The sequence below is a fragment of the Ehrlichia japonica genome, from assembly GCF_000632845.1.
In the GTDB taxonomy this organism is placed as follows: Bacteria; Pseudomonadota; Alphaproteobacteria; order Rickettsiales; family Anaplasmataceae; genus Ehrlichia; species Ehrlichia japonica.
Window position 1 is genome coordinate 711,674 of the sequence record NZ_CP007474.1, and the last position, 26,704, is coordinate 738,377.

The 26,704-nt window shown below is 29.5% G+C and carries 21 protein-coding genes, 3 tRNA genes and 1 other RNA gene; 14 read left to right on the plus strand and 11 right to left on the minus strand.

Features of this window, described 5'->3' with window-relative positions; genetic code table 11:
- Positions 1 to 127 precede the first annotated feature (127 nt).
- From lepA to truB, 5 genes are read right to left on the minus strand one after another with little or no spacing between them, the layout of a single operon-like run.
- Positions 128 to 1,921, minus strand: a complete 1,794-nt coding sequence (lepA, locus tag EHF_RS02860; protein WP_044194998.1) for a translation elongation factor 4 — start codon at positions 1,919 to 1,921, stop codon at positions 128 to 130.
- A 25-nt stretch (positions 1,922 to 1,946) separates the two neighbouring features.
- On the minus strand, positions 1,947 to 2,741 hold the full coding sequence (locus tag EHF_RS02865; RefSeq protein WP_044195002.1) for a methyltransferase domain-containing protein: 795 nt from the start codon (positions 2,739 to 2,741) through the stop codon (positions 1,947 to 1,949).
- A 27-nt stretch (positions 2,742 to 2,768) separates the two neighbouring features.
- On the minus strand, positions 2,769 to 5,159 hold the full coding sequence (gene pnp, locus EHF_RS02870; RefSeq protein WP_044195005.1) for a polyribonucleotide nucleotidyltransferase: 2,391 nt from the start codon (positions 5,157 to 5,159) through the stop codon (positions 2,769 to 2,771).
- Between the two features lie 29 nt (positions 5,160 to 5,188).
- On the minus strand, positions 5,189 to 5,470 hold the full coding sequence (rpsO, locus tag EHF_RS02875) for a 30S ribosomal protein S15 (protein ID WP_044195008.1): 282 nt from the start codon (positions 5,468 to 5,470) through the stop codon (positions 5,189 to 5,191).
- Positions 5,471 to 5,488: 18 nt separating this feature from the next.
- Positions 5,489 to 6,379, minus strand: a complete 891-nt coding sequence (gene truB / locus EHF_RS02880) for a tRNA pseudouridine(55) synthase TruB (protein ID WP_044195011.1) — start codon at positions 6,377 to 6,379, stop codon at positions 5,489 to 5,491.
- A 628-nt stretch (positions 6,380 to 7,007) separates the two neighbouring features.
- Between truB and EHF_RS02885 the strand changes: the two genes are divergently transcribed.
- The 3 genes from EHF_RS02885 to EHF_RS02895 all read left to right on the plus strand — a co-directional run bounded on the left by EHF_RS02885 (position 7,008) and on the right by EHF_RS02895 (position 10,038).
- Positions 7,008 to 7,081, plus strand: a tRNA-Arg gene (locus EHF_RS02885).
- A gap of 198 nt (positions 7,082 to 7,279) precedes the next feature.
- On the plus strand, positions 7,280 to 7,903 hold the full coding sequence (gene tsaB / locus EHF_RS02890) for a tRNA (adenosine(37)-N6)-threonylcarbamoyltransferase complex dimerization subunit type 1 TsaB (RefSeq protein ID WP_232228928.1): 624 nt from the start codon (positions 7,280 to 7,282) through the stop codon (positions 7,901 to 7,903).
- A 245-nt stretch (positions 7,904 to 8,148) separates the two neighbouring features.
- Positions 8,149 to 10,038: a SurA N-terminal domain-containing protein gene (locus tag EHF_RS02895; protein WP_044195016.1), complete on the plus strand. Its 1,890-nt coding sequence runs from the start codon at positions 8,149 to 8,151 to the stop codon at positions 10,036 to 10,038.
- 590 nt (positions 10,039 to 10,628) lie between these two features.
- Here the strand turns inward: EHF_RS02895 and EHF_RS02900 are convergent.
- The gene (locus EHF_RS02900) at positions 10,629 to 11,825 is read right to left on the minus strand and encodes a pyridoxal phosphate-dependent aminotransferase (protein ID WP_044195019.1); all 1,197 of its coding nucleotides are present in this window, start codon (positions 11,823 to 11,825) and stop codon (positions 10,629 to 10,631) included.
- A 437-nt stretch (positions 11,826 to 12,262) separates the two neighbouring features.
- Between EHF_RS02900 and EHF_RS02905 the strand changes: the two genes are divergently transcribed.
- Both EHF_RS02905 and trxB read left to right on the plus strand, forming a co-directional pair.
- Positions 12,263 to 12,880 (plus strand): peroxiredoxin, encoded by a 618-nt coding sequence (locus EHF_RS02905; RefSeq protein WP_044195022.1) that lies wholly within the window; start codon positions 12,263 to 12,265, stop codon positions 12,878 to 12,880.
- Positions 12,881 to 13,837, plus strand: coding sequence for a thioredoxin-disulfide reductase (trxB, locus tag EHF_RS02910; protein ID WP_044195025.1), 957 nt, complete (start codon positions 12,881 to 12,883; stop codon positions 13,835 to 13,837). It begins immediately after the preceding gene.
- A 584-nt stretch (positions 13,838 to 14,421) separates the two neighbouring features.
- On the opposite strand, the gene coaD is transcribed toward trxB, so the two are convergent.
- Complete coding sequence (coaD, locus tag EHF_RS02915) at positions 14,422 to 14,910, minus strand: pantetheine-phosphate adenylyltransferase (RefSeq protein WP_044195028.1); 489 nt, start codon at positions 14,908 to 14,910, stop codon at positions 14,422 to 14,424.
- A 176-nt stretch (positions 14,911 to 15,086) separates the two neighbouring features.
- Here coaD and EHF_RS02920 point away from each other — a divergent pair.
- From EHF_RS02920 to EHF_RS02945, 7 genes are all read left to right on the plus strand, one after another.
- Positions 15,087 to 15,159: transfer RNA gene (locus tag EHF_RS02920), tRNA-Phe, on the plus strand.
- Between the two features lie 95 nt (positions 15,160 to 15,254).
- Positions 15,255 to 16,220, plus strand: a complete 966-nt coding sequence (locus tag EHF_RS02925; protein WP_052349277.1) for a gamma-glutamyl-gamma-aminobutyrate hydrolase family protein — start codon at positions 15,255 to 15,257, stop codon at positions 16,218 to 16,220.
- A gap of 509 nt (positions 16,221 to 16,729) precedes the next feature.
- Positions 16,730 to 18,004 carry a proline--tRNA ligase gene (proS, locus tag EHF_RS02930; protein ID WP_044195032.1) on the plus strand — a complete coding sequence of 425 codons (1,275 nt, stop codon included), beginning with the start codon at positions 16,730 to 16,732 and terminating at the stop codon, positions 18,002 to 18,004.
- Positions 18,001 to 18,372 carry a holo-[acyl-carrier-protein] synthase gene (locus tag EHF_RS02935; protein WP_044195035.1) on the plus strand — a complete coding sequence of 124 codons (372 nt, stop codon included), beginning with the start codon at positions 18,001 to 18,003 and terminating at the stop codon, positions 18,370 to 18,372. The genes proS and EHF_RS02935 overlap by 4 nt, the downstream gene beginning before the upstream one ends.
- A 332-nt stretch (positions 18,373 to 18,704) precedes the next feature.
- Positions 18,705 to 18,776 (plus strand) — tRNA-Asn (locus EHF_RS02940).
- A gap of 101 nt (positions 18,777 to 18,877) precedes the next feature.
- Positions 18,878 to 19,210: a transfer-messenger RNA gene (gene ssrA, locus EHF_RS04585) on the plus strand.
- Positions 19,211 to 19,214: 4 nt separating this feature from the next.
- Entirely contained in the window at positions 19,215 to 19,706 is a 492-nt protein-coding gene (locus EHF_RS02945) for a ClpXP protease specificity-enhancing factor SspB (RefSeq protein ID WP_232228929.1), read from the plus strand.
- A gap of 29 nt (positions 19,707 to 19,735) precedes the next feature.
- Here the strand turns inward: EHF_RS02945 and EHF_RS04890 are convergent, their stop codons facing one another.
- Positions 19,736 to 19,858, minus strand: coding sequence for a hypothetical protein (locus EHF_RS04890; RefSeq protein ID WP_269493450.1), 123 nt, complete (start codon positions 19,856 to 19,858; stop codon positions 19,736 to 19,738).
- Positions 19,859 to 20,136: 278 nt separating this feature from the next.
- Here EHF_RS04890 and EHF_RS02950 point away from each other — a divergent pair, with 278 nt between their 5' ends.
- Positions 20,137 to 20,481, plus strand: a complete 345-nt coding sequence (locus EHF_RS02950; RefSeq protein WP_044195885.1) for a DUF2793 domain-containing protein — start codon at positions 20,137 to 20,139, stop codon at positions 20,479 to 20,481.
- Positions 20,482 to 21,072: 591 nt separating this feature from the next.
- Here the strand turns inward: EHF_RS02950 and topA are convergent.
- The 3 genes from topA to EHF_RS02965 form a co-directional block, all read right to left on the minus strand.
- Positions 21,073 to 23,535, minus strand: a complete 2,463-nt coding sequence (topA, locus tag EHF_RS02955; protein ID WP_044195038.1) for a type I DNA topoisomerase — start codon at positions 23,533 to 23,535, stop codon at positions 21,073 to 21,075.
- 400 nt (positions 23,536 to 23,935) lie between these two features.
- A complete protein-coding gene (locus EHF_RS02960) occupies positions 23,936 to 25,327 on the minus strand; it encodes a bifunctional ADP-dependent NAD(P)H-hydrate dehydratase/NAD(P)H-hydrate epimerase (protein WP_044195040.1) in 1,392 nt (463 codons plus the stop codon).
- A 131-nt stretch (positions 25,328 to 25,458) separates the two neighbouring features.
- The gene (locus EHF_RS02965) at positions 25,459 to 25,752 is read right to left on the minus strand and encodes a DUF2671 domain-containing protein (RefSeq protein ID WP_044195043.1); all 294 of its coding nucleotides are present in this window, start codon (positions 25,750 to 25,752) and stop codon (positions 25,459 to 25,461) included.
- A 235-nt stretch (positions 25,753 to 25,987) separates the two neighbouring features.
- Between EHF_RS02965 and EHF_RS02970 the strand changes: the two genes are divergently transcribed.
- Positions 25,988 to 26,647 (plus strand): O-methyltransferase, encoded by a 660-nt coding sequence (locus EHF_RS02970; protein ID WP_044195046.1) that lies wholly within the window; start codon positions 25,988 to 25,990, stop codon positions 26,645 to 26,647.
- The last annotated feature ends 57 nt before the right edge of the window (positions 26,648 to 26,704 follow it).

Below are 26,704 nucleotides of genomic sequence, written 5' to 3' on the forward strand. Positions count from 1 at the left end.
ATCTTTTGAAAATTAAGTTAACATTAAATAATTAATAAATAATCAACTAATTAGTTAATTAATAATTTATAACCAAGAAAAGCTACAATAAATTCTTTACCTTAAGAAAAAAATAACACACATACAGCTAATCTATGATTTTTAATGCTTGAATAAATGCATTATGTGGAACATTAACATTCCCTATAGATCGTAATTTTTTCTTTCCTTTTTTCTGTTTTTCTAATAATTTCATCCTTCTGGTAACATCTCCACCATATAATTTTGCTGTAACATCTTTACGATATGGAGAGATAGTTTCACGAGCAACAATCCTTCCACCTATTGCTGCTTGTATTGCAATCTTATATTGTTGTCTTGGAATTAAATCTTTTAATCTAATACATATTTCACGTCCTCTTTGCTCTATTTTACTTTTATGAATAATGCATGCAAGAGCATCTACTGGCTCAGAGTTTATAAAAATACTTAACTTAGCAATCTCACTATCTAAATACCCATCCATCTCCCAGTCTAAACTAGCATAACCTTTGGACATAGATTTTATTCTATCATAAAAATCAAAAACAACTTCGGATAATGGTAGTCTATATTTTAATAATGCTGTATTACCTGAATACGACAGATCCAGTTTCTCACCCCTTTTATTATTACATAATGACATGATAACACCTAAATATTGATCTGGTACCATAATAGTAGCACAGATCCATGGTTCTTTAATATTAGCAATATACTGTTCACTAAAATCATGAGGATTATGTACTTCACGAACATCACCATTCTTAGTAGTAACTTGATAAATTACACCTGGAGCTGTAGCAGTTAGATCTAAATTAAATTCCCTTTCCAACCTTTCCTGAATTACTTCTAAGTGTAACATTCCTAAAAATCCACAACGAAACCCATATCCCAGTGCATTAGAAATCTCAACTTCAAAAGTAAAACTTGCATCATTAAGTTGTAACTTTTTTAAAGCTTCACGTAATCTTTCAAACTCCCCAGCCTCATTTGGAAAAATACTACAAAAAACTACAGGATGAATTGTCCGAAATCCAGGAAGTGGTTCACTACATCTTCTCTGTTCTTCAGTAATCGTATCACCCACTTTACAATCTGATAATTCTTTAATAGAAGCAGTAATAAATCCAATTTCACCTACTGAAAGTTGATCTACAATTTTTTTATGTGGAGTAAAAATACCTACATTATCAACTTGATACACAGCATTATTCGACATCATAACAATTTTCATGCCTTTTTTTATAACACCATCTTTAATACGTAACAGAATTACTATCCCAAGATATATATCATACCAAGTATCAACTAATATAGCCTTCAATGGATTTTCTAATTTTCCACATGGAGCTGGCAACTTGGAAACAATAGCTTCTAATACATCTTGTATGCCAATACCTGATTTTGCCGACACAAGTAGCGATTCACTTGCATCAATGCCAATCATATCTTCTATCTGCAATTTCACTTTATCTGGATCTGAGGATGCTAAATCTATTTTATTTAGTACTGGAATAATTTCATGATTACTATCTATAGCCTTATATACATTTGCTAAAGTTTGTGCTTCAACTCCCTGACTACTATCCACAACAAGTAATGATCCTTCACAAGCAGCTAAACTCCTACTTACCTCATATGAAAAATCCACATGTCCTGGTGTATCCATTAAATTTAAATAATATGTTTGTCCATCTTTAGCTTTATATACCAGTCTAACAGTTTGCGCCTTAATTGTAATACCACGCTCTCTCTCAATATCCATAGAATCAAGTACTTGATCCTTCATTTCTCGTTCATTCAAACCATTACACTTTTCTATTAACCGATCAGCCAACGTAGATTTACCATGATCAATATGAGCTATTATAGCAAAATTTCTTATATTACGCTTATCCATTTTATCCTCACATTCTATATAGCTTCTACACTTTACTTGCCTTTAAAGTAATAATTTCAAAAGTAGCAGGAATACTAATTTTATCTATTGAGAAGTATCGTTTATAATTCTCAAAAATTTTTGTAATAATAGTTCTAGTTAAAGGATACTTATTTCTAGCATATAATACATTACCTTCTCCCATATTTTTTAAATCTCTAAATAAAGTATATATATCATTATACTCCACCATAATAGTATTAACATCTACTACAATATCAGAATATCCAGTTTTTTGTAATAAAGAAACAATATCTTGAACATGAATAAAAGGCAACACTCTAGGTGCAACACCAAAACCCATCTCTGCCCTGATAATTGAATATTTTAATTCATAAAGAGTTTTACTACCAAACAACGCAGCAAGAAAAACACCCTTGGTTTTTATAATATTATATATACTCAATAATACACTAAATAAATTATTGACATTATGTAGTGATGCATTACTAATAACAATATCAAAAGTATTATTACAAAACGGTAATGCCTCCTCATCAGCTACTACTCTATAGCTACTCTGCATGTTGTATAACATACAATATGATAAATCACATTGTATTACTTGTTCTTCAGAAGATATCAGCTTTTTCTGTAATAGATTTTCAGTAAAAGAATCAGTCCTAACACCGATATTTAAAACTAATCCTGTAATAACTGAAAACAAACTAATCTTATCTAATAAAATATCACTAATTTCAGAAAATATAAAGTTACTACCTTTATTATAAAATAGCCTATCTCTATAAAGCTTTACAAGGCTACGGTCGAAAATAAGCATGGACTTTATTACGTAGCAAAACCTTAATTAAAAAAACCTAGGTTTTCTAGAAACGTCGTTACCATTTCTACCATTACTGAATGAGCGATTATTATTTCCAAATCCACTCGATGGTGAATCCTCCCTATAATAATTAGATCCATTACTATTACGACGTGATGACCTATTACTACCTCCACCACGCTTTTTATCATGACTACCATACCTGTTGCTGTTACTGTAGCTTTCCTTAAAACTGCTGCCAGTACTACTGCTACTACCTGAATCATCAGAAAAGCTACCCTTTCTTATATTATAAAGCTCACCATCTATAGGTTCTCCAGTTCCTTGATCTACCCTACGCATTGACAATTGAATATGTTCACGATCTATGCCAATTACCAATACTTTTACTTTATCATTTAAAGAAATTACACTACCCACTGCACTAATGTGTTCATTTTTTATTTCACTAATATGTACTAACCCTCTTTTACCACCTAAGAAACTTATAAAAGCTCCAAATTTCACAATTTCAACAACAGTACCTTCAAAAACCTTACCTATCTCGGGTTCAGTTACAATATCCATTATCATACTTTTAGCATATTCTACTGCCTCATTATTAACAGCATATATCATAACAGTGCCATCTTGTATTATTTCAATTTTTGCACCTGTTTTTTCACAGATATCACGTATATTTTTTCCACCACTTCCTATCACATTACGAATCTTATCTTTATTTATAAAGATAGATTCTATCCTAGGAGCATGATTTTTTATACAATTGCGAGACTCTTGTATTACCGCATTCATTTTACCTAAAATATATATTCTACCATCTTTAGCTTGAAGCAATGCCCTTTCAATTACCTCAATGCTAATACCTGAAATTTTCATATCCATTTGTAAAGCAGTAATACCTTCAGCAGTACCAGCTACTTTAAAATCCATATCACCAAGATAGTCTTCTTCACCCAATATATCTGAAAGTATTATAAATTCATCATTTTCCTTAATAAGCCCCATTGCAATACCAGCAACAGAAGATTTAATTGGCACACCTGTATCCATTAAAGCCAAAGATGCCCCACAAACTGTAGCCATTGAAGAAGAACCATCTGATTCTGTAATCTCAGAAACTACTCTAATAGTATATGGAAAATCTGACTTTTCAGGTAATACATAACGAATCGCTCTCCAAGCAAGCTTACCATGACCTATTTCTCTCCTACCAGGAGCACGTAAAGCTGCAGATTCCCCAACTGCATACGGAGGAAAATTATAATGTAATAAGAAATTCTCTCTCCTATCACCATCTAAATCATCAACTATCTGCTCATCTTGAGGCGTACCCAATGCAGTCACAACCAATGCTTGTGTATTTCCTCTAGTAAATAAAGCAGAACCATGTGCTTTAGGTAATACATCTACTTCAATTTCTATATCACGTATTTCATCAAATGAACGACCATCTATTCTATAAGAAGTATCAATGATTTTGGACCTCACTAATGATCTTTCAAAGGTTTTTAACGCACTAACTATATCTTGATCATTATACTCTATATTATCGGCACTATATTTTCCTGTTACCTCAAGTAAGACTTTATCTCTTAACTCTTCCAATTTCAATGCTCTTTCTTTTTTAATGGTATTAGAATATGCTAAACTAAAGTCTTCTTTATAAGAGGATTCAATATAACTTACAATTGAACTAATATCATGTGGTATAAATTCGACAGGCACTTTACCACTTTGATGACTAAATTCTTTAATTAAATTAATAACTTCTTGGCAATTTTGGTGCCCAAAAGCTATTGCCCCTAATATTTGAGACTCAGATAACTCAGATGCCTCAGATTCAACCATTAAAACAGAGTCTTCATTACCTGATAAAAATAAATCTAAGGAACTACACACCATTTCATCAGCAGATGCATTCAGTAAATATTTATCTTCTGATGGCAAATATCCAACTCTTGCACCAACTACTGACCCATTAAAAGGAACACCAGATATAGATAAAGCTGCAGTTGCTCCAATTAATGCAGTAACTTCAGGAGGCGTAACTGTATCGTATGAAAGTAAGTTACATACTATACTAACTTCATCATAGAAACCAGCAGGGAATAAAGGCCTGACACTCCTATCTATTAAACGAGAAACCAATGTCTCTCTATCAGATGGTTTACCTTCTCTCTTTAAAAAACCACCAGGAATTTTACCAACAGCATAACTCTTTGCAACAAATTGCACAGTTAATGGTAAAAAATCTACCGGCTCTTTAGCTTTACCTACTACTACTGTTGCTAAAACTGTAGTACCAGCATAACTAACCATAACAGCACCACTAGCTTGCCTTGCTATCTTACCACTCTCTAAAATTAAGGTCTTTCCTCCCCATTCTGTAGATCTTCTTATCAAATTAAACATATATCATTTCCTACTTTTTATAAATTAAATCAGTGAAAAATATCCCTGATACCTAATCGCTTTATTAATGCCAAATATTCATTATCTCCGTATTTTTTTCTAACATACTGTAATACATTACGTCTTCTACAAACTAATACCATTAAACCACGTCTACAATGGAAATCTTTTTTGTGGATTTTAAGATGCTCGGTCAAATTACGTATTCTCTCTGACAAAATTGCACATTGCACAAAAGAGGAACCAGTATCATCTTTCTTAAGGCAGTATTCACTTATTAATTCAGATTTTTTTTCACGTGTAATTGACATAACTAAAATACCAAATCTTTAAACATTAAAAATACGTACTGGCCTTACGACATTATTAACTATACTACAAATTGCCACTGGCACATTACCCGTACTAACATAACAGATATCACAATTACTAATGACACACAAGTTATTTAACTCAATATTTTGACCATTTTTCATCTTTTTTATCTGAATATCAGAGAAAACACCATCAAGATGTTCTACATCTTGCAAAACATAACACAAAGGCAATAAATAACTACATCTTCTACCATCACTATGTAACATCTTTAACATTTCTAAAGTAATGGCATTTTTTTTTCTAAAATAACCTACTCTAACTCTTTGTAATTTTATAACATATCCTAAACATCCTAATTGTATCCCTAAATCTCTTGCTATAGAACGGACATATACACCTTTCTTACACAACAAATAAAAATCTGCCCTGTTATTTTCTTTATCAACAGACAATAATTTTAACTCTAATACATAAACATGCTTAGAAATCAAACTTACATCTTGACCGCTTCTAGCCAACTTAAAAGCCCTAATTCCATTTACATGTACTGCTGAAAAATTAGGAGGAACTTGCTTTAACAATCCAATAAAATTTGGAATAGCTTTTTTTATATCTTCCAAATTAGGTATTATATTACTCTTCCCTATTATCTCTCCTTCTGCATCATCAGTTGTTCTTTGTTCACCCCACTGCACCGTAAACAAATAAGATTTCACAACATCAACAGCATAGGGCATAACTTTTGTAGCTTCACCAATAGCAATGGGCAAAACACCAGAGGCTAAAGGATCTAATGTACCTGCATGACCAACTTTTTTGACATTCAAAATCTTCTTAACTAGATTAACTACAGAGGTAGAACTTATACCACATGGTTTATTTAAATTTATCCAGCCATACATATCAATAACTATAAAAAACTCATATCACTTAAATCAACTTAATAACTTTCCAACGCAATACAATGTAGATACTAAAAATAAAAATATCTAAAATCACTTAATGAATAAACAATATTTTAGAAAATCAATATATTAAACTTCACTCTTACTAAAAACATCAATTATTATGTATTATATTAATAATTACTTAGTATAATAACTAAATCAAATGTAATCTAGATCCGTATAAATAACCAATAATTACAGCTGTTTAAAGTAAAATATTAAATTTTAATATAATGTTGATATTAAAAAATATCATTTATTGCAAAGGTATTTTAATAAAGAAATTTTTAAAATTCTATATTAATAACAAAAAAATTTTCTTATTGAGAATTTAACTTCATCAAAAAGCACTTAATTATGCATACATATTTATTTATATTAATTATACCCAACAAAGCAATATCAGTAAGTTATATAAAGATATTAATTTTTTACATTAATTATATAAAACAGCAGTAATATACATATATATATATATGATCTGTATATCAATAAATTTAACTGATTATATCAATCATAATTTATGATTATTATTAAAAATTTATTTACAGAACTTGAATTAAATTATATAGCTATACTAGTAGCACCCTTAGCTCAGCTGGATAGAGTTTTTGACTACGGATCAAAAGGTCGGGCGTTCGAATCGCTCAGGGTGCACTAATTTCTTTACAGTTCTCTACTGCAAACTGTGAAAAAGTATATTTAAATTTTATACAAATTATCTGCTAATAAGTTCCTCTAAAGTCTACACCAAGATAAAATCTTATTCATTTATATTTTATTATTACAAGTTTATATCACCGTAATTCTAATCTATAAAATTCCAAAACTCATACTACCTTTCATTTTAACTATATGCTATTATTAAGTAATTCACTAGATACAAAAATTATGACTATCATGGCAATTAATACATCAGGTCCTATATGCTCTGTTGCTATAATTAGTAACAATCAAACTATGCACTATGAAGAAAGTACATCTGATAATCAACACTCAGAATCTCTATTCAAATTAATTCATAAACTATTTGATAAATCCAATAATTCATACAGCACTATAACAAACCTTGGAGTAGTAGTAGGACCAGGAAGTTTTACAGGCATTAGAGCTGGAATAGCTGCAGCTCAAGGTATACACCTTGCATCAAAAATTACCTTACATGGTATAAGCACTCTAGAAATGCAAGCATATCTGATATCAAACTCAACAAAAACTAATGATGATGAGATACTTTCAATAATTGAAGTATCCCACAATAAATTTTATTCTCAAACTTTTAATCATAAAGTCATTGCAACAAGTAAAATAAAACCGCTAGATAAAAACTTCAGCTATAATGATTATATACATTACACACAATCCATAACATCAAGCAATTTTAATGCAAGAATAGCTGCTTTATTATTGTCTTACAAATTACAAAATAATTTACCTACATTAAATACTGCACCTATATACTTCAATACAATAAACTAATTACTAAACTACTGCTATATCAATAAAGCACTGTTTTATATAGTAACTAAATTATCTTAATTTATAAATATCATGACTAAAATAAATTATAATTACTATTAATATAGAATCCAAAAAATTACTGATGTTTTACATAAATGTTTTTCAATAACAGTATCCCACACACACGATTATAATGAAAATATTTGCATGAGATTTTTTGTCTGATATATTAAAAACATCTTATACTTATATGTGTACACACAATGAAATCCAAAGCCTTTTTCGTAAAGCCATTGCTTATAATTTTAGTATGCTCTTTAGTATTTATAGCATTTGGAGCATCTTTCTTTCCTGGTAGTTTTACTAACGAAAAATACATTGCAAAAATTGGACACGAAAAATTATCATTACAAGACTACACAAATGCGTATCACGATGAATTAAGATATATACAGCATATACTAAATCGTGCATTAACAGAAGAAGAAATTGCCCAATTCAATATTAAGCTCTCTACATTAAACAAGCTAATCGAAAAGAAAGTCCTTACAAAATTTGCTGATTCATTAAACCTTAAAGTAGGAGAAAAAAGCATATTAAATCATATTAAAAGCATAAAGTTTTTTCAAGACGAAAATGGAAACTTTGATAAAACAAAGTTTAACACAGGACTATCAAATGCAGGACTTACAGAAAGGTTATATATAAGCAAATTAGAAAAAGCATTCCCTATAACTATGCTGATGAGTTGTTTATTTAGTGGTACACAAAATACCTATATTCAATATCATCAAGAACTAATAAAGCAAATTCTACAAAATTTACATCAAGCACGCACTATAGATGTTATAGAGATATCACCTACAATTAACAACATTTCTGTTCCAAATATTGATGAATTAAGGAAATTATATGAAGAAAAGCGAAAAGATAGTAATTTCATGTTTCCAGAAAATAGGGTTATAGAATATGTAACAATTAACTATGAAACCTTTATCAATCAAACAAATGTAGCACCAGAGGAAATAGATAATGAAATAAAAGTTCAAGAATTAGATGAACAAAGAGATATATTAAATTTAGTATTCAGTACTAAAAATGAAGCTGAGATTGCTTTGAAAGAACTCAACGAAGGTACAGATTTCAATAGTGTAGTTACAAATATTGCACATACCACACTAGATGATATAACATTACACAACATTGTAAAAAATACACTTCCTGATGATATAAGAAATCAAGTATTTTCTTTAAAAGAAGGAGAAATAAGCCCTATATTACACAGTATGTTTGGATGGCATATTATAAAAATACAAAATATTCACAAAATATCTACTAAAGACTTAGAAGAATTAAGTAAAAAAATTGAACAAGATCTTAAAAAGAAAAAAGCTGCTGATCTATTATATAAAGAAATTCAAGTTATAAATGATAATATTAACAGTGGTACATCCATTAAGGAGATAGCAGAATTGTATAATTTATCTATAAAGACAGTAAATACTGATATCTCAGGTAAAGACCCATCTGATCATAAAATAAAAATGTCAGAGACAAACTATGATGCCATCATTTTAGCCGCATTTTCAGCACAATTAAACAAACCTTCTAACTTTATCTATAATGATGATTATTTCTTTAGTGTAAATGTTACTAAAATAGAACCGTCTCGAGAAAAAACTTTTGATGAAAGTAAAGAACAATTAGTATATGAATGGCAGCATAATTTAAAAGCTCAAAAATTATCTAAGTTAACACAAGAAGTTATTATAAAACTTAAATCAGGTATAGACATACACAATATTGATGGGGTATCATTAAGCCCTAATCAAATAGTTTACAGAAATAGTGTCGCAGCAATAGACAACCCTGGTCAAAATTATCCTAGTGATTTTATAAATGAAATTTTTCATCTAAAAAAAGGGGAAATCAGCAAGAGTTATCAACATGACACATCTTCAGAACAAAAAATGTTAATAGCAGTGTTAAAAGATATAAAAAACACTGATCAAGTGAGTAATATAGATTTCAAGAATATTCAGGAAAAAATTGCAAATGATAATTTAGAATCACTAAAAAATCAGCTAATAACACATTTAATAAAAAAATACTCTGTTAAAGTCAATCAAAGTTTAATTGATAATGTACGATAATCTTAACGGTATTTTTCATAAAGAATTGTGTTAAGTATTTTGCCAATTAAAAAACTTATTACATAAAAGTATATATAAGACTATTGAATATCCATTCTAGTAAAGTACTTATAAAAATATCTACACAATTCCTGTTTTTATAACTTATGCCTATTTCTTAATAAGCATTTGCCAATTAAAAACTTATATGTAAAAACAGTATATGAGGCTATTGAATATCCCACCTGACAAATACTTATTTATCATTAACACTTGTACTTTATAAAAAGTTATACTAAATATTTATCAATTTGAAAAAAAACAAGCAATATTATTCAATATTCATACAAGATACATGTACTTTTATATGAAATCAATTAAGCTACATTTAAATCATATTTGTACAGACACTAAATCTTAAAGCTTTATTTTAACAACGATCACTCTTAGTTTAAAGTGGTATATTATTTAATACAGTTTACTAAAACATATTATTCTCTTAATAACATCTTTACCTTAATATCTAGGATCTTAATGCACACATCCTATAACCTAATACAATTTTAAATACATATTAGATTAATATCACATTTAATCATCAACACATTTTACTATAACAACTTATTACATGCATCTAAAATACGATTACACGCTTCAGATAAATTTTTATTAGAAGCGGCATAAGATATTCTAAAAAATTCTTGTGCTCCAAACGCTTCACCTGGTACTACAGCAACATTATAATCTTCTAATAAGTATCTAGTAAAATCCATAGCACTATTTATAATTAAACCATTCCTTGTACTTTTACCTATTAATTTTTTACAGGAAATGAACACATAAAACGCACCTTGAGGATTTCTGACAGATAATAATGGAGTATTATTTACCATATCTATCATCATATTACGACGTGCTGAAAATACTTTATTTCTTTCCTTTAAAAATTCTTGATCCCCAGTTAAAGCCTGTATTGATGCAACTTGTGCAATACTATTAGGATTAGTTGTACTTTGCGATTGTATAACAGAAATTGCATTAATAACTTTTGAATCCCCAGCTACATACCCTATTCTCCATCCAGTCATGGCATAGGACTTAGAGACCCCATTGACTGTAAAGATTCTATCGTATAAACGTGGTTCTACTTGAGCAATGGTAAAAAATTCAAGATCATCATATACTATCTTTGAATATATATCATCAGTCATCACACAAATATTTGGATATCTCAATAAAACTTCAGCAATCCCTTTCAATTCTTCACATGTATACACCAATCCTGTAGGATTATTTGGAGAATTCAGAATTAACCATTTAGTTTTTTCAGTAATCACAGACTCCAACAAATCAGGAGTTAATTTAAATGCTTCACCACAATCAACAATAATAGGACTTCCCCCAGAAATTTTCACCATATCTGGATAAGACACCCAATATGGAGCTGGTATTATCACTTCATCACCACTATTTATAGTGGCCATAAATAAATTATAAATACATTGCTTTGCACCATTTCCAACAGAAATTTGATTGACATTGTAAGTTAAATTATGATCCTGTTTAAAACGACTAATAATTGCCTTTTTTAGTTCGATAACCCCATCAACTGCTGTATATTTAGTCTTACCAGAATTAATTGCATCAATAGCTGCTTGCTTAATATGTTGCGGAGTATCAAAATCAGGTTCACCAGCACCTAAAGAAATGACATCTACTCCCGACATTTTCAATTTTTGAGCTTGATTTGCAATTTCAAGTGTTGGAGAAGGTTTAATACATTTCATCCTTTCAGCTATAAACGACATAATTACCCTAATGTTTCTCTATATATAAATAAATGTTTTTAGTATACCTAAACTAATATTCAACATTACTGTTGTTCATATCATAATTGCACAAATGTATTAATACATCAACTTATTTAAATCTCTACAAAAATCAAATAAAGACATTAATTTGTCAAAATAGCAGGTATTATCTTAGTAATTTTAATGTATGGCAACAAAGTTAAAAAATAACCCCAACATTACAAATGCCATAAAAAAATTTTTTTATTACAACATTTCTACCAAAATAAACATTAAATCAATAATATAAGAACCTTATAGTAAGATTTTAAATGAAAAAACATAAAGCTTCACAGTACATAATGTATTTTATTATAAATTATAATTGCAAAACCATCAAATTGTAGTATTAAGTGCTATAATGATCGTTGCTATATAATTAACTAGGTAATTTTATGAATCTCATAACAAAACAAGCCATCGACTTTACAGCAAAAGCCGTTATGCCAGATGACAAAATATGTGAATTTAACTTTAAAGAATATGTTAGTGGTAAATGTGCTATCTTAATCTTCTATCCAAGAGATTTTACGTTTGTGTGCCCTACAGAAATTATATCTTTGCACAACAGGATACCTCAATTTATGGAAAAAAACACTGAAATTATTGGTATCAGTACAGATTCAGAATTTTGTCATAGTCATTGGCGTAATGTTAGCGTAAACAAAGGTGGAATTGATAAGATTAGCTTTCCATTAATTGCAGATGACTCACATTCCATCTCCAACAACTATGGAGTACTACATAATAATCGTATTGCATTAAGAGCAACTTTTATCATTGATGATAACTTTATAGTACGTCATCAATCAATAAATGATCTTCCTATAGGTAGGAATGTAGATGAGCTTTTAAGAATAATAGATGCAATAAAACATCATCAAGTTCATGGAGAAGTGTGTCCAGCTGGATGGATAAAAGGAGAACCAGCAATGGAAGCATCACAACATGGTATTGAAGATTACTTAAAGTCACATATAGATAATCTTGAAAAGAATACTATGGATAAATAAATGATACAAACATACACTACAAAAGTCTTAATCATAGGATCTGGAGCAGCAGGATGTACTGCTGCTATATATGCTGCCCGTGCAAATTTAAAACCCATATTAATAACTGGGATGTGTCCCGGAGGACAACTTACAATCACTACAGATGTTGAAAATTTTCCAGGTTTTGCCCATGCAATACAAGGACCAGATTTAATGGAACAAATGAAACAACAAGCCCTTAACTCTGGAGCTCAGGTTATATCCGATGAAATAAAAGAGATATATTCAGATGTGTATCCTTTTAAATGTATAGGAATATTTGGAGATCAATACATAACAGATAGTATTATAATTGCAACAGGAGCCCAAGCAAAATGGCTTAATATAAAAAGCGAAGAAATGTTTAAAGGTAGAGGTGTATCTGCATGCGCTACATGTGATGGAACATTTTTTACTGGTAGTGATGTTGCCGTAATAGGAGGGGGTAATACGGCTGTAGAAGAAGCATTATATCTAACAAGACATGCAACAAAGGTATTTTTAGTTCATAGAAGAGATAAGCTACGAGCTGAACCTATAATGCAAGAAAGATTATTCAGCAATAATAAAATACATGTTATATGGGATAGTATTGTAGAAGAAATATTAGGAAATAAAGAAAGTGGTAATGTAGAAGCTATAAGATTAAAATCTGTAAAAACTGGAGATATCACTATTATTTCTGTAAAAGGAGTATTCATTGCTATAGGGCATACTCCAAACACACAAGTACTTAAAAATAAAGATAACAGTAATATAGTAGATTTAGATAATGAGGGATACATCATTACCAAACCTGGCAGTACAGTAACTAGTTATCCTGGTATTTTTGCTGCAGGTGATGTACAAGATAAAATATATAGACAAGCTGTTGTTGCAGCAAGCTCGGGATGTATGGCTGCGCTGGAAGCTATTAAATTTTTATCAGAACAATAAAAATTCATTATATTATTCATATGATAACTAGTACAAATCTTCACAAAATATGAGAATTTGTAAAATTAAGCATTCTTTACATAAACTTTAGTTATATAATATTACATTTGTACATACATTCCATAGATAATATCAACTTTAGAATTCACTGCTGTTACTTCTCTTGAAATCTTACTCCTTTATACATAACTTAAATAATACCACTAAGTGTTGCATAATTTAATTTTTAATACAGCTGTATACATGATTACATAAAAATCTAGACTTATATAAAGTATTATCATTCACATTTTAGATATATCATCCATTAATATATTATTTACTACCAATATCCTAAGATTATAGACGTCTACTAAGTTACATCTTCTTTTCTTTGTATTCCATATGTAATATACCTTAAAACTATTGATTATGCACTTTGATATATCCCTCTCATATACACAATTGTCCAATTATTTGTTACACATATCAAAATATAAATTAATTTTCTACACTTTTATAGAAAATCACAGTAAGCTATTTCACTTGCCAACATAGTATCGTTAGTTAAAAAGCAAGGATTATAATTAAAGATTAACGACTATTCAATTAGCCTTTTGATAGAAATCTTTTAAACATTTTTGTACATTTATAGGTACAAAAGCACTAATATCTCCATTTAAACGTGCTATCTCTTTTACAAAACTTGAAGAAATAAATTGGGTATCTTCTGAAGCTGGTAAAAATATAGTTTCAATTTGAGAAGTAAGCTTATAATTCACCCAACTCATTTGAAATTCATAATCAAAATCAGATATAGCTCGCAATCCTCTGATAATAATAGATGCATTGTTTCTCTCAGCAAAATATACTAATAATCCATCAAAAATCACAGTATCTACTGTCATACCTAGTAATTTTATCTCATGCTGTATCAATTCTGCACGAATTTCAGCAGAAAAAATAGTCTTTTTTGTGCAATTCCTAGCAACTCCTATAATTAACTTATCAACTAAGTTATAGGCTCGCTTGATAATATCAATATGACCAAAAGTAATGGGATCAAAAGTACCAGGATATACACCTACCTTCACAGAAAATCATTAATTGAATAAAAGTATATTCTATCACAACATCCTATTAATTTAAGCTTATATTTTCACTTGAATGGATGATATTTATAATATATAATTGACAGACTTATATTAAATTACAGGCTTGTGTTAGCATATTATTAGATGTCATCTCTGTAATACAATAATGTAGTGCTGGCTTGATAGCTCAGTCGGTAGAGCAAAGGACTGAAAATCCTTGTGTCGTTGGTTCAATTCCAACTCAAGCCACTTATGACATATTCTTTATGCTTCAGAGTTTAGTTAAGTCTTTGTGCCATATTTATCATATATATAGACATAGTTAATAGTTTTACGGAGACTAAATGCGTTATTTCATATTAATGTTATTCTTTCTATTGTCCATATCAGCAATTGCATTAGAAACAGTCCCAAATAAAATGGTTGTTGGTTTTGTACGCACAGAAAAAGAAACCTACCCTGAAGAATGGACGTTTTCAAACAACATTGCTGAAATGCTGGAAAAATTAGGGGCAGAAGTTATACTATTTGATTACAATACAATATTAGATTTTAAAAAAATAAAAAATGAGTCTTTAGAAGAGTCTAAAAATGATATTTCCCTTTTAGAACAAGTAGAAGCCAATAAAATTCAGGATGCAGTTCACAATTTCATTAAACAACATAAAATTAATAGAATATTTATTCCTGGAAATTACTATAACGTAGATACTGAGCCTTATCCACCAACTCCAAACAGACAACTTGTAACTAATGCAATTGTAAAAATTGTAGAAAGCAACCCAAATATCCATTTAATAGGAGTATGCGGAGGGCTACAAGGTATAATGCACGCAGTTGGAGTAGAAGTTATCAGAGTAAAAACAATAATTGCATCTAAAGAGGCTGTAGCTGCACATTCTATTTCAATGCCAGATCCACATAGAAAAGATGTAGGACTTCATAGATTGCGAGTTGTACCTGGAAGTAGATTATCAAGTATCATTTCTAAATATACCAAGCCAGACGATAATGGATGGATTTCAATATATTTTCCAGATGCACATGGAGGAGTAATAAATAATAGCCAAGAAAATATACAAAAAATAGAATCTCTTGGATACAAGATAGTAGGGTTTTCTGATGATGGCATCATTGAAGCAGTTGAAGATAAACACGGAAATATTTTATTTCAAGATCATCCAGAAGCCTTAGCAATTAATGCAATAAAAGGATCTGAAGAAGACATTAAGGATGATAATGATGCAAGAAGACGTCAAGCAACTTTGTCAGCAATTGCTATTATCAATGATTTTCTCTACAGACACTAAACTTGAATTACAGGTATTACATTTACCATTAGTATGGTTTATGTGAATACCTAAATGCTTTTTATTATAGTAGTTATAAGTATAATAAACAATAAACATTTTCTTAAGTAGAATTTATACAATCTTTTTACAACAACAATACAACATTTGTTTAACATTATTTCAATAAATCTTTAATCAATTTATTATCCTAGATTTAATTAATCAAATATTACAATTCTCTCTGTTATTTTTTAACAAAATAATATATTTAATACTACTACCTTATAATACAAGCAGTACTTTCCAACAAATACACAATTCTTAGTATTATTCTATGAAATCTTATAATCTTCTCATTCCATTTTCAATACAGCAAATAATAGCATCTCCAATACTAAGTTACTACTTTCCAAAATAAAGAAATATAAAAAATTATTTTACGTAACAATGCTCATCGCAATTGACTATTGAACATATATATGATATATGCTACCCTTACTTCAATCTCATGTTAATTAATATTTTTAATGCGTTTATCAAACTATTATGTACCTACATTAAAAGAAACATCATCTGATATATCAGTGATATCACATCAATATTCGATACGCGCAGGACTTATCAGGCAAATTGCTTCTGGTATATACACTTGGCTCCCATTAGGTTTAAAGATACTAAAAAACATTGAAAATATTATCAGAGAAGAAATGAATAAGTCAGGAGCTCTAGAAATATTAATGCCATTAATACAACCAGCAAGTCTATGGAAAGAGTCAGGAAGATATGATGATTATGGATCTGAAATGTTACGTATTACAGATAGAAATCAACGAGACATGCTCTTTGGACCAACTCATGAGGAAGTGATTACTGACATCTTAAGAACAACACCGATAAGTCATAGGAACCTACCACTAATTTTATATCAAATACAATGGAAATTTCGCGATGAGTTACGTCCAAGATATGGTATAATGAGATGTAGAGAATTTTTAATGAAAGATGCATATAGTTTTGATAAAGATTTAAATAGTGCTATTTCATCCTATAACTTAATGTTTAAGGTTTATATACAAATTTTTAAAAAGCTAGGTTTAACCCCAATAGCAGTTAAAGCAGATCCAGGTCCTGTAGGAGGAACCTTAAGTCATGAATTTCATGTATTAGCAAATTCCGGAGAGAGTACTTTATACTATGATCAAGATATTATTGAGCTAATGAATAGTGATAGTATTGATGTCGAAAAAATAAAAAATACTTATACTGCAGCAGATGATATGACTGATCCTAAAACTTCTCCTATTCCACTAGATAAAATAAAAATAAGCAAAGGGATAGAGATAGGTCATATTTTTTATCTAGGAGATAAATATTCAAAACCAATGAATGCCAATTTTTGTGATAACAACAATAACAAACCCTTACAAATGGGATGTTATGGTATAGGCGTATCAAGGTTAGTAGCAGCAATAATTGAGGTATTTCATGATAATAGAGGTATTATCTGGCCAGAACAAATAGCTCCATTTAAGTTTTCCTTAGTAAATTTATATTCATCAAATGATAAATGTAGAAAAGTTTCCGAAAACCTACATATACAGCTACATGATGATATTTTATACGATGATACAGATGATAGCCCTGGCATTAAATTAGCAAGAACAGATCTACTAGGTATGCCCTGGCAAATTATAGTTGGAAAATCAACAGTAGAACAAGATCTCATTGAAGTAAGAAATAGATCAACAAAAGATACATTTTTAATTTCTATGGAACAATTTTTAAAAAAATTTAAGAAATGATACTAGGTATTGGTACAGATATTGTTTATGTCCCACGTATATCGAATTTATATAAAAAATTCGGTACTAAGTTTCTTAAGCGGGTATTCAATGAGAAAGAAATAGAAGATAGTAAAAAATATACAAATTTCGATGCACAAGTAAGACATTTTGCCAAACGTTTTGCAGCAAAAGAAGCCTATGTGAAAGCACTAGGAACAGGTTTTGGTAAATCTATAAAAATGTCAGATATTATAATATCTAATAACTTATATGGAAAACCACAAATTACCATAAACAATAACAGCACAAAACATAAAATTGAGTTATCGATTAGTGATGAAAAGGACTATGCAATCGCCTTTATAGTCCTATATATAGAGTTATAAAACATACTATAACAATAAAGAGTTAAATACTATAAAACACAGGTAATTTATGTAACAATTAAATATCTGCAAGCATAATCTTAAAAATTATATTACTCATGTTAATCTCACATAATCTTAATATTACAATAACTCTCCTTATTACATGATTAGACATTAACAAAAAACACTACAAAATTTCATACTTAATAATCAGAACTATCTTATATCTCATAGTATTTATTATATATTAAAAACTTACTACTTAACATAATTCCACTTTTAAGTACTACAATTATTATTAAATTTTTGTTGCATGTAAGGAATACAATATGTATATTGTATATGTTTTTTCCTCGGTAGCTCAGTGGTAGAGCACTTGGCTGTTAACCAATTGGTCGCTGGTTCGAATCCGGCCCGGGGAGCATTTCATAATTTTTGGCATCCTTCATGATGCTTTCTATAATTCCAGTTATCGTTAATATTCATTATATCTTATTACTATTTTAAAAAGATATTATGTAAACCTATTGACTTATATAAAATATAGTATTACAATATATACCGTGCTTTAGCACTATGGCAATAAAGGCATCTTAAAATAGATGTATTGGACCCGAGGGCAGTGCTCGGCATCTCCACTTTTAGACTATGGGGGTGAAACAGGATCGACATGCATAATAAAGGGGATAGTTTTTGCTCGGTGAGAAAACAGCCGTTTAAGTGCTCAAAATTTATAAGTGCAAACGATAATTTCGTTTTTGCTAATGATAATAGTAGCAACGCTAGCTTAGTGGCTGCTTAGTTTTGTTATTAGCGCGGTTTTTAAGGGTTTTCCGGGCAACAGAAAAACCCTTGTTTATATGATCAGAAATTTATTTATGAGTAATGTAATAGAATATCAAAAACTTATGCACACTGCTATCTGTGGCGTTATCAAGGATGCCTTAACTATTGTAGCACAGTCACCACATTCTTATAATATACACATTGCTATATCCTTTCTAACACATTACAAAGGAGTAATACTACCTGATCATGTAAAAAACAATTACCCACGAGAAATTACTATAATACTACAACATCAATTTAGAAATTTACAAGTATTTAACAACAGTGCTAGTGTAGTGTTGAGTTTTCAAGGTAAAGAAGAAACAGTTATTATCCCATATTACTCTATTATTAAATATATAGATGTCCACCAAGGTTTTGCTCTTGATCTTGAGCAATACACTAGCAATAATATAGAAGAATTAGAAGATTGCAGTAATGATATTGATAATACTAATGAAGAGAGTGATAAAAAAGGCAATCAGGATAATATTATCTTTATCGATACATTTTTAAAAAAATAAAATTTTTATGCTTTACTACAATAAGTTTATCAGCGTATCATCTTACTAGCGTCTTCAATCATTCTCAGTGAAGTACAGTTTCTTACCCACCCATATGCTTCCTTTATACCATTACGTTTTTGTATTACTAGGAGTTTACTATACATGTGCATTTAATATTACAAATACAAATTTCTATACACATTATACTTGAAATTTACTAAATATAACATATTAACATGCTTTCTTCAGGAAATAACAAATACATACTGACAACATATGTCTTTAAAAAATCTTATTTACTATGCATACTAACCCATAATTAAGAAATCACTTTTTGAATTACAGAATATGTTAATAAATGCAATATTATAAGTGGCATTTTCATCTCACTGAATCCATAAAGTGTAATATAACCAATTATCAGCACATTGTTTTAGGAGACAAATATATGACGACACAGTCCATCAATCTTAAATTCGATCTAGTCATACATAATCAAGCACACAAAGAAATCACTGTAAATGAAGCTTTGATAAAAATAGATATGCTTATGAACAACTGTATTTTAGAATTACAATGTAATACCCCGATAAAAGAAATATCTTCTGGAGATATGTACATCATTGGACCTGTACCAACAATTCAAGAATGGAAAAATAAACAAAATTATGTAACATATTACTATATTAACCAATGGTATTTCATACAACCAAATACAGGCTTAACCTTATGGGTAAAAAGTAAAAATCAGCTTTACACATATAGCAATGGACAATGGATATCTAAGTTATAGCATATAAAAAACATGTATGCTTATACAGATTTCCACACTAATTACAATTGATAATCATGTCTAAAAAAGTTATAGATTACTTTGTAATTAAAAAATCACATCTCTTACAGATAGCTTATTATATGTACTGACTATTACTACGTCATGCTTTATTTAAATTTAAGAGTCTATAATTTTTCTGATATAAATTGATGATCATGTCTAAAAAAGTTACAGATTACTTGTAATTAAAAAATCACATCTCTTACAGATAGCTGTATTATATGTACTGACTATTACTACGTCATGCTTTATTTAAATTTAAGAGTCTATAAATTTTTCTGATATAAATTGATGATCATGTCTAAAAAAGTTACAGATTACTTGTAATTAAAAAATCACATCTCTTACAGATAGCTGTATTATATGTACTGACTATTACTACGTCATGCTTTATTTAAATTTAAGAGTCTATAAATTTTTCTGATATAAATTGATGATCATGTCTAAAAAAGTTACAGATTACTTGTAATTAAAAAATCACATCTCTTACAGATAGCTGTATTATAGTACTGACTATTACTACGTCATGCTTTATTTAAATTTAAGAGTCTATAATTTTTCTGATATAAGCTTAATAGCATCCGATAAAGATATTTGGTCAACATCTATACCCTTTTTTAAAGCAATATTCAACTTAGCGTATTTTAAATAAAATCCATACCTTCCTTTACATAAAAATACTTCATTATTATTCTCAACAACACCTAGGGATTTTATAACTCCATTAGTAGAATTATTTGTAATAATATTAATCGCATCTTCAACACTAATATCTAAAAAATTACGCTCATTTTTAATTGAAAAATACTTACCTTCATACAATATATACGCCCCAAACTTACCTAATCCTAATTTAATTTCTTGACCAGTATCTGGATGAATTCCTAACCTTATAGGTAAACTTAATATTTTCTCTGCCATTTGCAAATTTAATAAATTGGCATCCATACCTTTTGGAATAGCTGCACGCTTACCATTCTTATCACTACCAATCTGCAAGTAAATCCCATATGGGCCTTTCTTGAGATATATATCTTTTCCTGTTGTAATATCAACACCTAAAACTTTAGGATATTGTATATTGTCTGTATCATCAATAATATCACCTCCAACATTTTTCGTATATTTACACTCTGGATATTTAGAACATCCCAAAAAAATACCATTCTTACTAATATTAAGCTCTAATGTTCCATCATTGCATACAGGACATGTTTTACCAGACTCAGATTTATCAGAAGAAAAAATATAATCTTCCATAGCACAGCTAATAACTTTCAATATTTCAGTAAATTCTAATTTTTTTACTGAATCAACATTGTCAATAAATAAAAACCAGAATTGATGTAATACTTCTTTCCAATTAATTTTTCCATTAGATATTAAATCCAGTTTTTCTTCAAGATCAGCAGTAAAATCATATTCTACATAACGACTAAAAAAGTTAACAAGAAAAATGTTTACTATCCTACCTCTTTCTGTCGGAAAAAACCTCTTTTGATTTAATACAACATATTGCCTATCCTGCAATACAGAAATAATAGATGCATAAGTTGAAGGTCTGCCTATTCCTATTTCCTCCATTTTTTTTACTAAACTTGCTTCATTATATCTAGCAGGAGGGATAGTAAAATGCTGATGAGGAATGACTTCATTCAAAGGACACATATCACCTACATGAAGTAACGGTAACATATTGTTTTTATTATCATCATCTTCATTGTGACCATATACCTTATAAAACCCATCAAAAAACAAGGAAGATCCTGTTGCACGTAAAGTAACTACTTTATCCAATGATCCTAGTTCTACTACAACTTGATCAATTACAGCAGAACTCATCTGGCTAGCAACAGTTCTTTTCCATATAAGATCATAAAGCTTGAGCTGCTCTGGAGTTAAATAGTTTGATAAACTATCAGGAGTAATTGTAATATTCGTTGGCCTAATTGCCTCATGTGCTTCCTGAGCATTTTTTACTTTTTTAATATACTTGCGAGCAGATTCTGGTAAATATTCTTTACCAAACATAGAAACAATGATACTTCGAATATGCTCCAATGCTTCATCTGCAATATAAAACCCATCTGTCCTCATATAAGTAATTAACCCGATAATTTCCCCACCAACATCAATTCCTTCATAGAGTTTCTGGGCAATAATCATAGTATTTTTTGCACTAAACCCAAGCTTGGTTGATGCTTCTTGTTGCAAGCTTGATGTAATAAAAGGAGGATAAGGGTTGCGCCTTGTATGCTTTTTTTCAACATTTACAACAGAATAACTACGAGATTTTACTTCCTCGGATAATTTTTGTGCATCTTTTTCATTTTGAATATCAAATTTCTCTAGTTTTTTACCAGAATAACAACTCAAAAACGCAGAAAACTGTTTTCCTTCTATATTGCAACACTTAGCTTCAATATCCCAATATTCTTGCGTAACAAACTTTTCAATATCACTTTCTCTATCACATATCAACCTTAAAGCAACAGATTGCACTCTACCAGCAGATTTACTTCCTGGAAGTTTTCTCCATAATAAAGGGGATAATGTAAAGCCAACTAAATAGTCCAATGCTCTACGTGCTTGCTGTGCATATACAAGATCCATATTTATACTTCTTGGATGTTTTATAGATTCAAGAATAGCACTCTTCGTTACTTCATTAAAAACCATTCTATTAATTACAACATTATTATCAATGGCATTATTTTCTTTCAATACTTCTACAATGTGCCATGCTATTGCCTCACCTTCACGATCTGGATCAGTTGCAAGATAAATATTTTGAGTTTCTTTATTAGCTGTCTGAATTAATTTATTTATATATTTTTCTGATTTACTAATGATTTCATAAGTCATAGCAAAGTCTCTATCTGGATCAACAGAACCACTTTTTGCTGGAAAATCTCTAATATGCCCAAATGATGCAACTACTTTATATTTGCTACCTAAATATTTACCTATAGTTTTTGCTTTAGATGGGGATTCTACTATAATTAAACTCATTATTACACCCTAAAATTACTATTTAACAAAATCATTCTTGTTATGCTTCATATAGAGATAAGCATTATTATTAACGATAATTGTGAAAAGAATTTTAAATTTACTGTAGAGACATACCAGAAAAAAAAAGAACAAGGTATTCTACATTACATACATTTAAAAAACACTTCAATACCATACTCCATCACATATATTTAGTATTTTTTTCTATTTGACAAGAATTATAATAACAACAATTACTATTAATCCCTTTCATAAAGTAATACAAGATTCATAGAAAAAACGTACAATACCTTATATACATGCTCTGATATCATAAAAAACACTTAAAATAACTGAAAACACCATACGCCACATATGTTATAATTATTCAATATATTTAAGAAAAAGATTACTAATCTTAACAAAACAATTTTTTTAATACTTGAGGTATTTGTAGTATTATATCATCCGCAATTAACCCAATCCCATACTCTCTAGCACACTTTGTATGTATCCATACTCCACAACACGCAGCATCAAATGGATTCATACCAGAAGATAACAACCCTCCAATAATTCCAGATAATACATCTCCACTACCTGCCGTAGCCAAACTAAATGGGGCATTATTTACTACAACATTACCCACAGGATCAGCAATTATAGTATCTGGACCTTTTAAAACTATAACAGCTTTTGACAAACTTGCTGCTTTCTGTGCCATTTCTATTTTACTACCAGTTAAAAATGGGAATATGCGCTTAAATTCCCCCTCATGTGGAGTCATGATAACATTATGCTTAATTTTGGAAAAAAGAATTTCATAAGAATCAGAAAATACTGATATAGAATCAGCATCTAGAACACAATTTTGTTTACTGAGAACATCCATAGTACGCTGTCTAGTAATTTCACTGATCCCACATCCCGGACCTATTATAATAGATGTAATTCTATCATCATTAATTACATCATCATAAAGCCTATACATAATTGATGTTAAACAACTTGCATAAAATGCAAAAGCATTACTGTCACAAGCAATACTTACTATACCAGAACCTACCCTTAACGCAGACATTGCAACAAGTTTTGAAGCCCCTATAGATTTATTCCCAACAGAACACACTAATGTGTATCCTCTAGTATATTTATTTGTTATATACTCTAACTTAGGTATTTCATTTTTCCATAAAGTAGGAGTATTTTTACGTATCGTAACTTTACTGTAATCAATGCCGATCCCAATATCTACAACACGCACTTTTCCAGAATAACTAGAACCAGGAAATAAAACATGTCCTATTTTTAATGCAGAAAAAGTTATAGTAACATCAGCACGTATTGCACAACCCATCACTTGACCGGTATTACAATTTATACCACTAGGAATATCAACTGCAACAACAATCTTATTATTAGAATTATTAATGTAGCTAAATATACACGATAAATCCTCAGGTATATAACGTGATAACCCTATTCCAAATAGTGCATCTACAATTAAGCAGCTCTGAGAATTAACAATATTATCATAAGTTAATGGCACTACCCAGTCTTCATCTATATGAGTAGTACAATTATATAACATTAAAACTACCGGCCACCCATGAGCTTTTAGCATCTTTGCAGCAACAATACCATCCCTACCATTATTACCAGGACCAGAAATTACTATCACGGGTTGCCTTGGAAACATGTTAAATATAGTATCACCTATAACCTTTCCAGCTTTACAAATAAGCTCATCAATGGCTACACCACAACTCTTTTCAAAAGAAACAACTTGCTGACCATCTAGAACTACCATAAATGTCACTTTCTAACTGATACATTTAAGTATAATATACACCAATAGAAACACAAGGATTACTTTATATTAAACCTTGTATGTATATGTATATGCATACCACATCTTTTCAAATTACTTAACTATAATAATTAACTTGATTTACTCTTCTTTTTCTTGGTTTCAGTAGCAAATTTAATACGCTCAAATTCTCTTCTTTTCTTATGCCAACCATATTGATACATTGCTATTTTATTTTCTATTAGTGCTATAGTACCATCATAATATACAACCATATCCATACCCTTTTTCTGAGCTTCAAGGAACTTTTCCCTATACCTATCACGATATGCTGGATCATTCAGCACAGAATAAGTAGCATTGCCTGATTTATTAAAAGTATCTGCCACTTGTTTCTTCATTACATCATGCGTGTAAAAACTCATTGTTATTACTACCTCACCATATTAACTATATTATTAGTTCTTATATAAATCTCTAATGATGTTAATTATATCATATAACCATAATAAAACGATATAAAAAATTATTGATATATCATGTTTTTTAGAAAAAGTGTTGTTAATTTACCACGCAATGATATATTAATAATTGAATAAAAACTCAAATTAAATGAAAAACAGGATTATATTAGTAATTTTTATTATATAAAATGGTTTTATGCGTAACAAAATACTAAGCAAAAAATTACAATACATACATGATTTATTTTCAATCACAGACGCAGAAGTTGTAGCAACACATCAACTTATTAAAGATGATATATCCTTAATGCAACTTAATCTTATAGAAGGACAAATATTACAATTATTAATAAAGATGAACAATATAAAATCTATAATTGAAATTGGAACTTTTGTTGGCTCATCTGCTATGTGCATGGCTAAAGCATTATCAGAAAATGGGCATATATATACTATAGAAAAAAACACTATAAATGCTGAATTAGCAGAAGACAACTTTAAAAAATACAACTTATCTCACAAGATCACAGTAATAAATGACATAGGAACATTAGCATTACAAAAACTAACCAATATGTCACCGTTTGATATGATATTTATAGATGCTAATAAATCAGGATATTGTGATTACTTAGACTGGGCAGAATCAAATATCAAGAAAAATGGTTTAATAGTTGCAGATAATACACTATTATTTGGTAATGTATATTCTAATAATAACGCAATAAAAAAAGTGTCTAAAACTACAATAGATAAAATGCTCTCCTTCAATGAAAGGCTATCTGATAAAGATAAATATCTCACAACTTTACTTCCTACAGAAGAAGGCATGACAATTGCACTGAAATTATTCTAAACATTTTTAACATTGGATATTAATAAAAAATTAAATTACGTAATTATCTTTCACCTC

Bases quoted from the DNA above. Each gene is read 5' to 3' on its own strand.
- lepA (WP_044194998.1), bottom strand. From the start codon at position 1,921: ATGGATAAGCGTAATATAAGAAATTTTGCTATAATAGCTCATATTGAT.
- EHF_RS02865 (WP_044195002.1), bottom strand. From the start codon at position 2,741: ATGCTTATTTTCGACCGTAGCCTTGTAAAGCTTTATAGAGATAGGCTA.
- pnp (WP_044195005.1), bottom strand. From the start codon at position 5,159: ATGTTTAATTTGATAAGAAGATCTACAGAATGGGGAGGAAAGACCTTA.
- rpsO (WP_044195008.1), bottom strand. From the start codon at position 5,470: ATGTCAATTACACGTGAAAAAAAATCTGAATTAATAAGTGAATACTGC.
- truB (WP_044195011.1), bottom strand. From the start codon at position 6,379: ATGTATGGCTGGATAAATTTAAATAAACCATGTGGTATAAGTTCTACC.
- tsaB (WP_232228928.1), top strand. From the start codon at position 7,280: ATGCTATTATTAAGTAATTCACTAGATACAAAAATTATGACTATCATG.
- EHF_RS02895 (WP_044195016.1), top strand. From the start codon at position 8,149: ATGAAATCCAAAGCCTTTTTCGTAAAGCCATTGCTTATAATTTTAGTA.
- EHF_RS02900 (WP_044195019.1), bottom strand. From the start codon at position 11,825: ATGTCGTTTATAGCTGAAAGGATGAAATGTATTAAACCTTCTCCAACA.
- EHF_RS02905 (WP_044195022.1), top strand. From the start codon at position 12,263: ATGAATCTCATAACAAAACAAGCCATCGACTTTACAGCAAAAGCCGTT.
- trxB (WP_044195025.1), top strand. From the start codon at position 12,881: ATGATACAAACATACACTACAAAAGTCTTAATCATAGGATCTGGAGCA.
- EHF_RS02925 (WP_052349277.1), top strand. From the start codon at position 15,255: ATGCGTTATTTCATATTAATGTTATTCTTTCTATTGTCCATATCAGCA.
- proS (WP_044195032.1), top strand. From the start codon at position 16,730: ATGCGTTTATCAAACTATTATGTACCTACATTAAAAGAAACATCATCT.
- EHF_RS02935 (WP_044195035.1), top strand. From the start codon at position 18,001: ATGATACTAGGTATTGGTACAGATATTGTTTATGTCCCACGTATATCG.
- EHF_RS02945 (WP_232228929.1), top strand. From the start codon at position 19,215: ATGATCAGAAATTTATTTATGAGTAATGTAATAGAATATCAAAAACTT.
- EHF_RS04890 (WP_269493450.1), bottom strand. From the start codon at position 19,858: ATGCACATGTATAGTAAACTCCTAGTAATACAAAAACGTAATGGTATA.
- EHF_RS02950 (WP_044195885.1), top strand. From the start codon at position 20,137: ATGACGACACAGTCCATCAATCTTAAATTCGATCTAGTCATACATAAT.
- topA (WP_044195038.1), bottom strand. From the start codon at position 23,535: ATGAGTTTAATTATAGTAGAATCCCCATCTAAAGCAAAAACTATAGGT.
- EHF_RS02960 (WP_044195040.1), bottom strand. From the start codon at position 25,327: ATGGTAGTTCTAGATGGTCAGCAAGTTGTTTCTTTTGAAAAGAGTTGT.
- EHF_RS02965 (WP_044195043.1), bottom strand. From the start codon at position 25,752: ATGAGTTTTTACACGCATGATGTAATGAAGAAACAAGTGGCAGATACT.
- EHF_RS02970 (WP_044195046.1), top strand. From the start codon at position 25,988: ATGCGTAACAAAATACTAAGCAAAAAATTACAATACATACATGATTTA.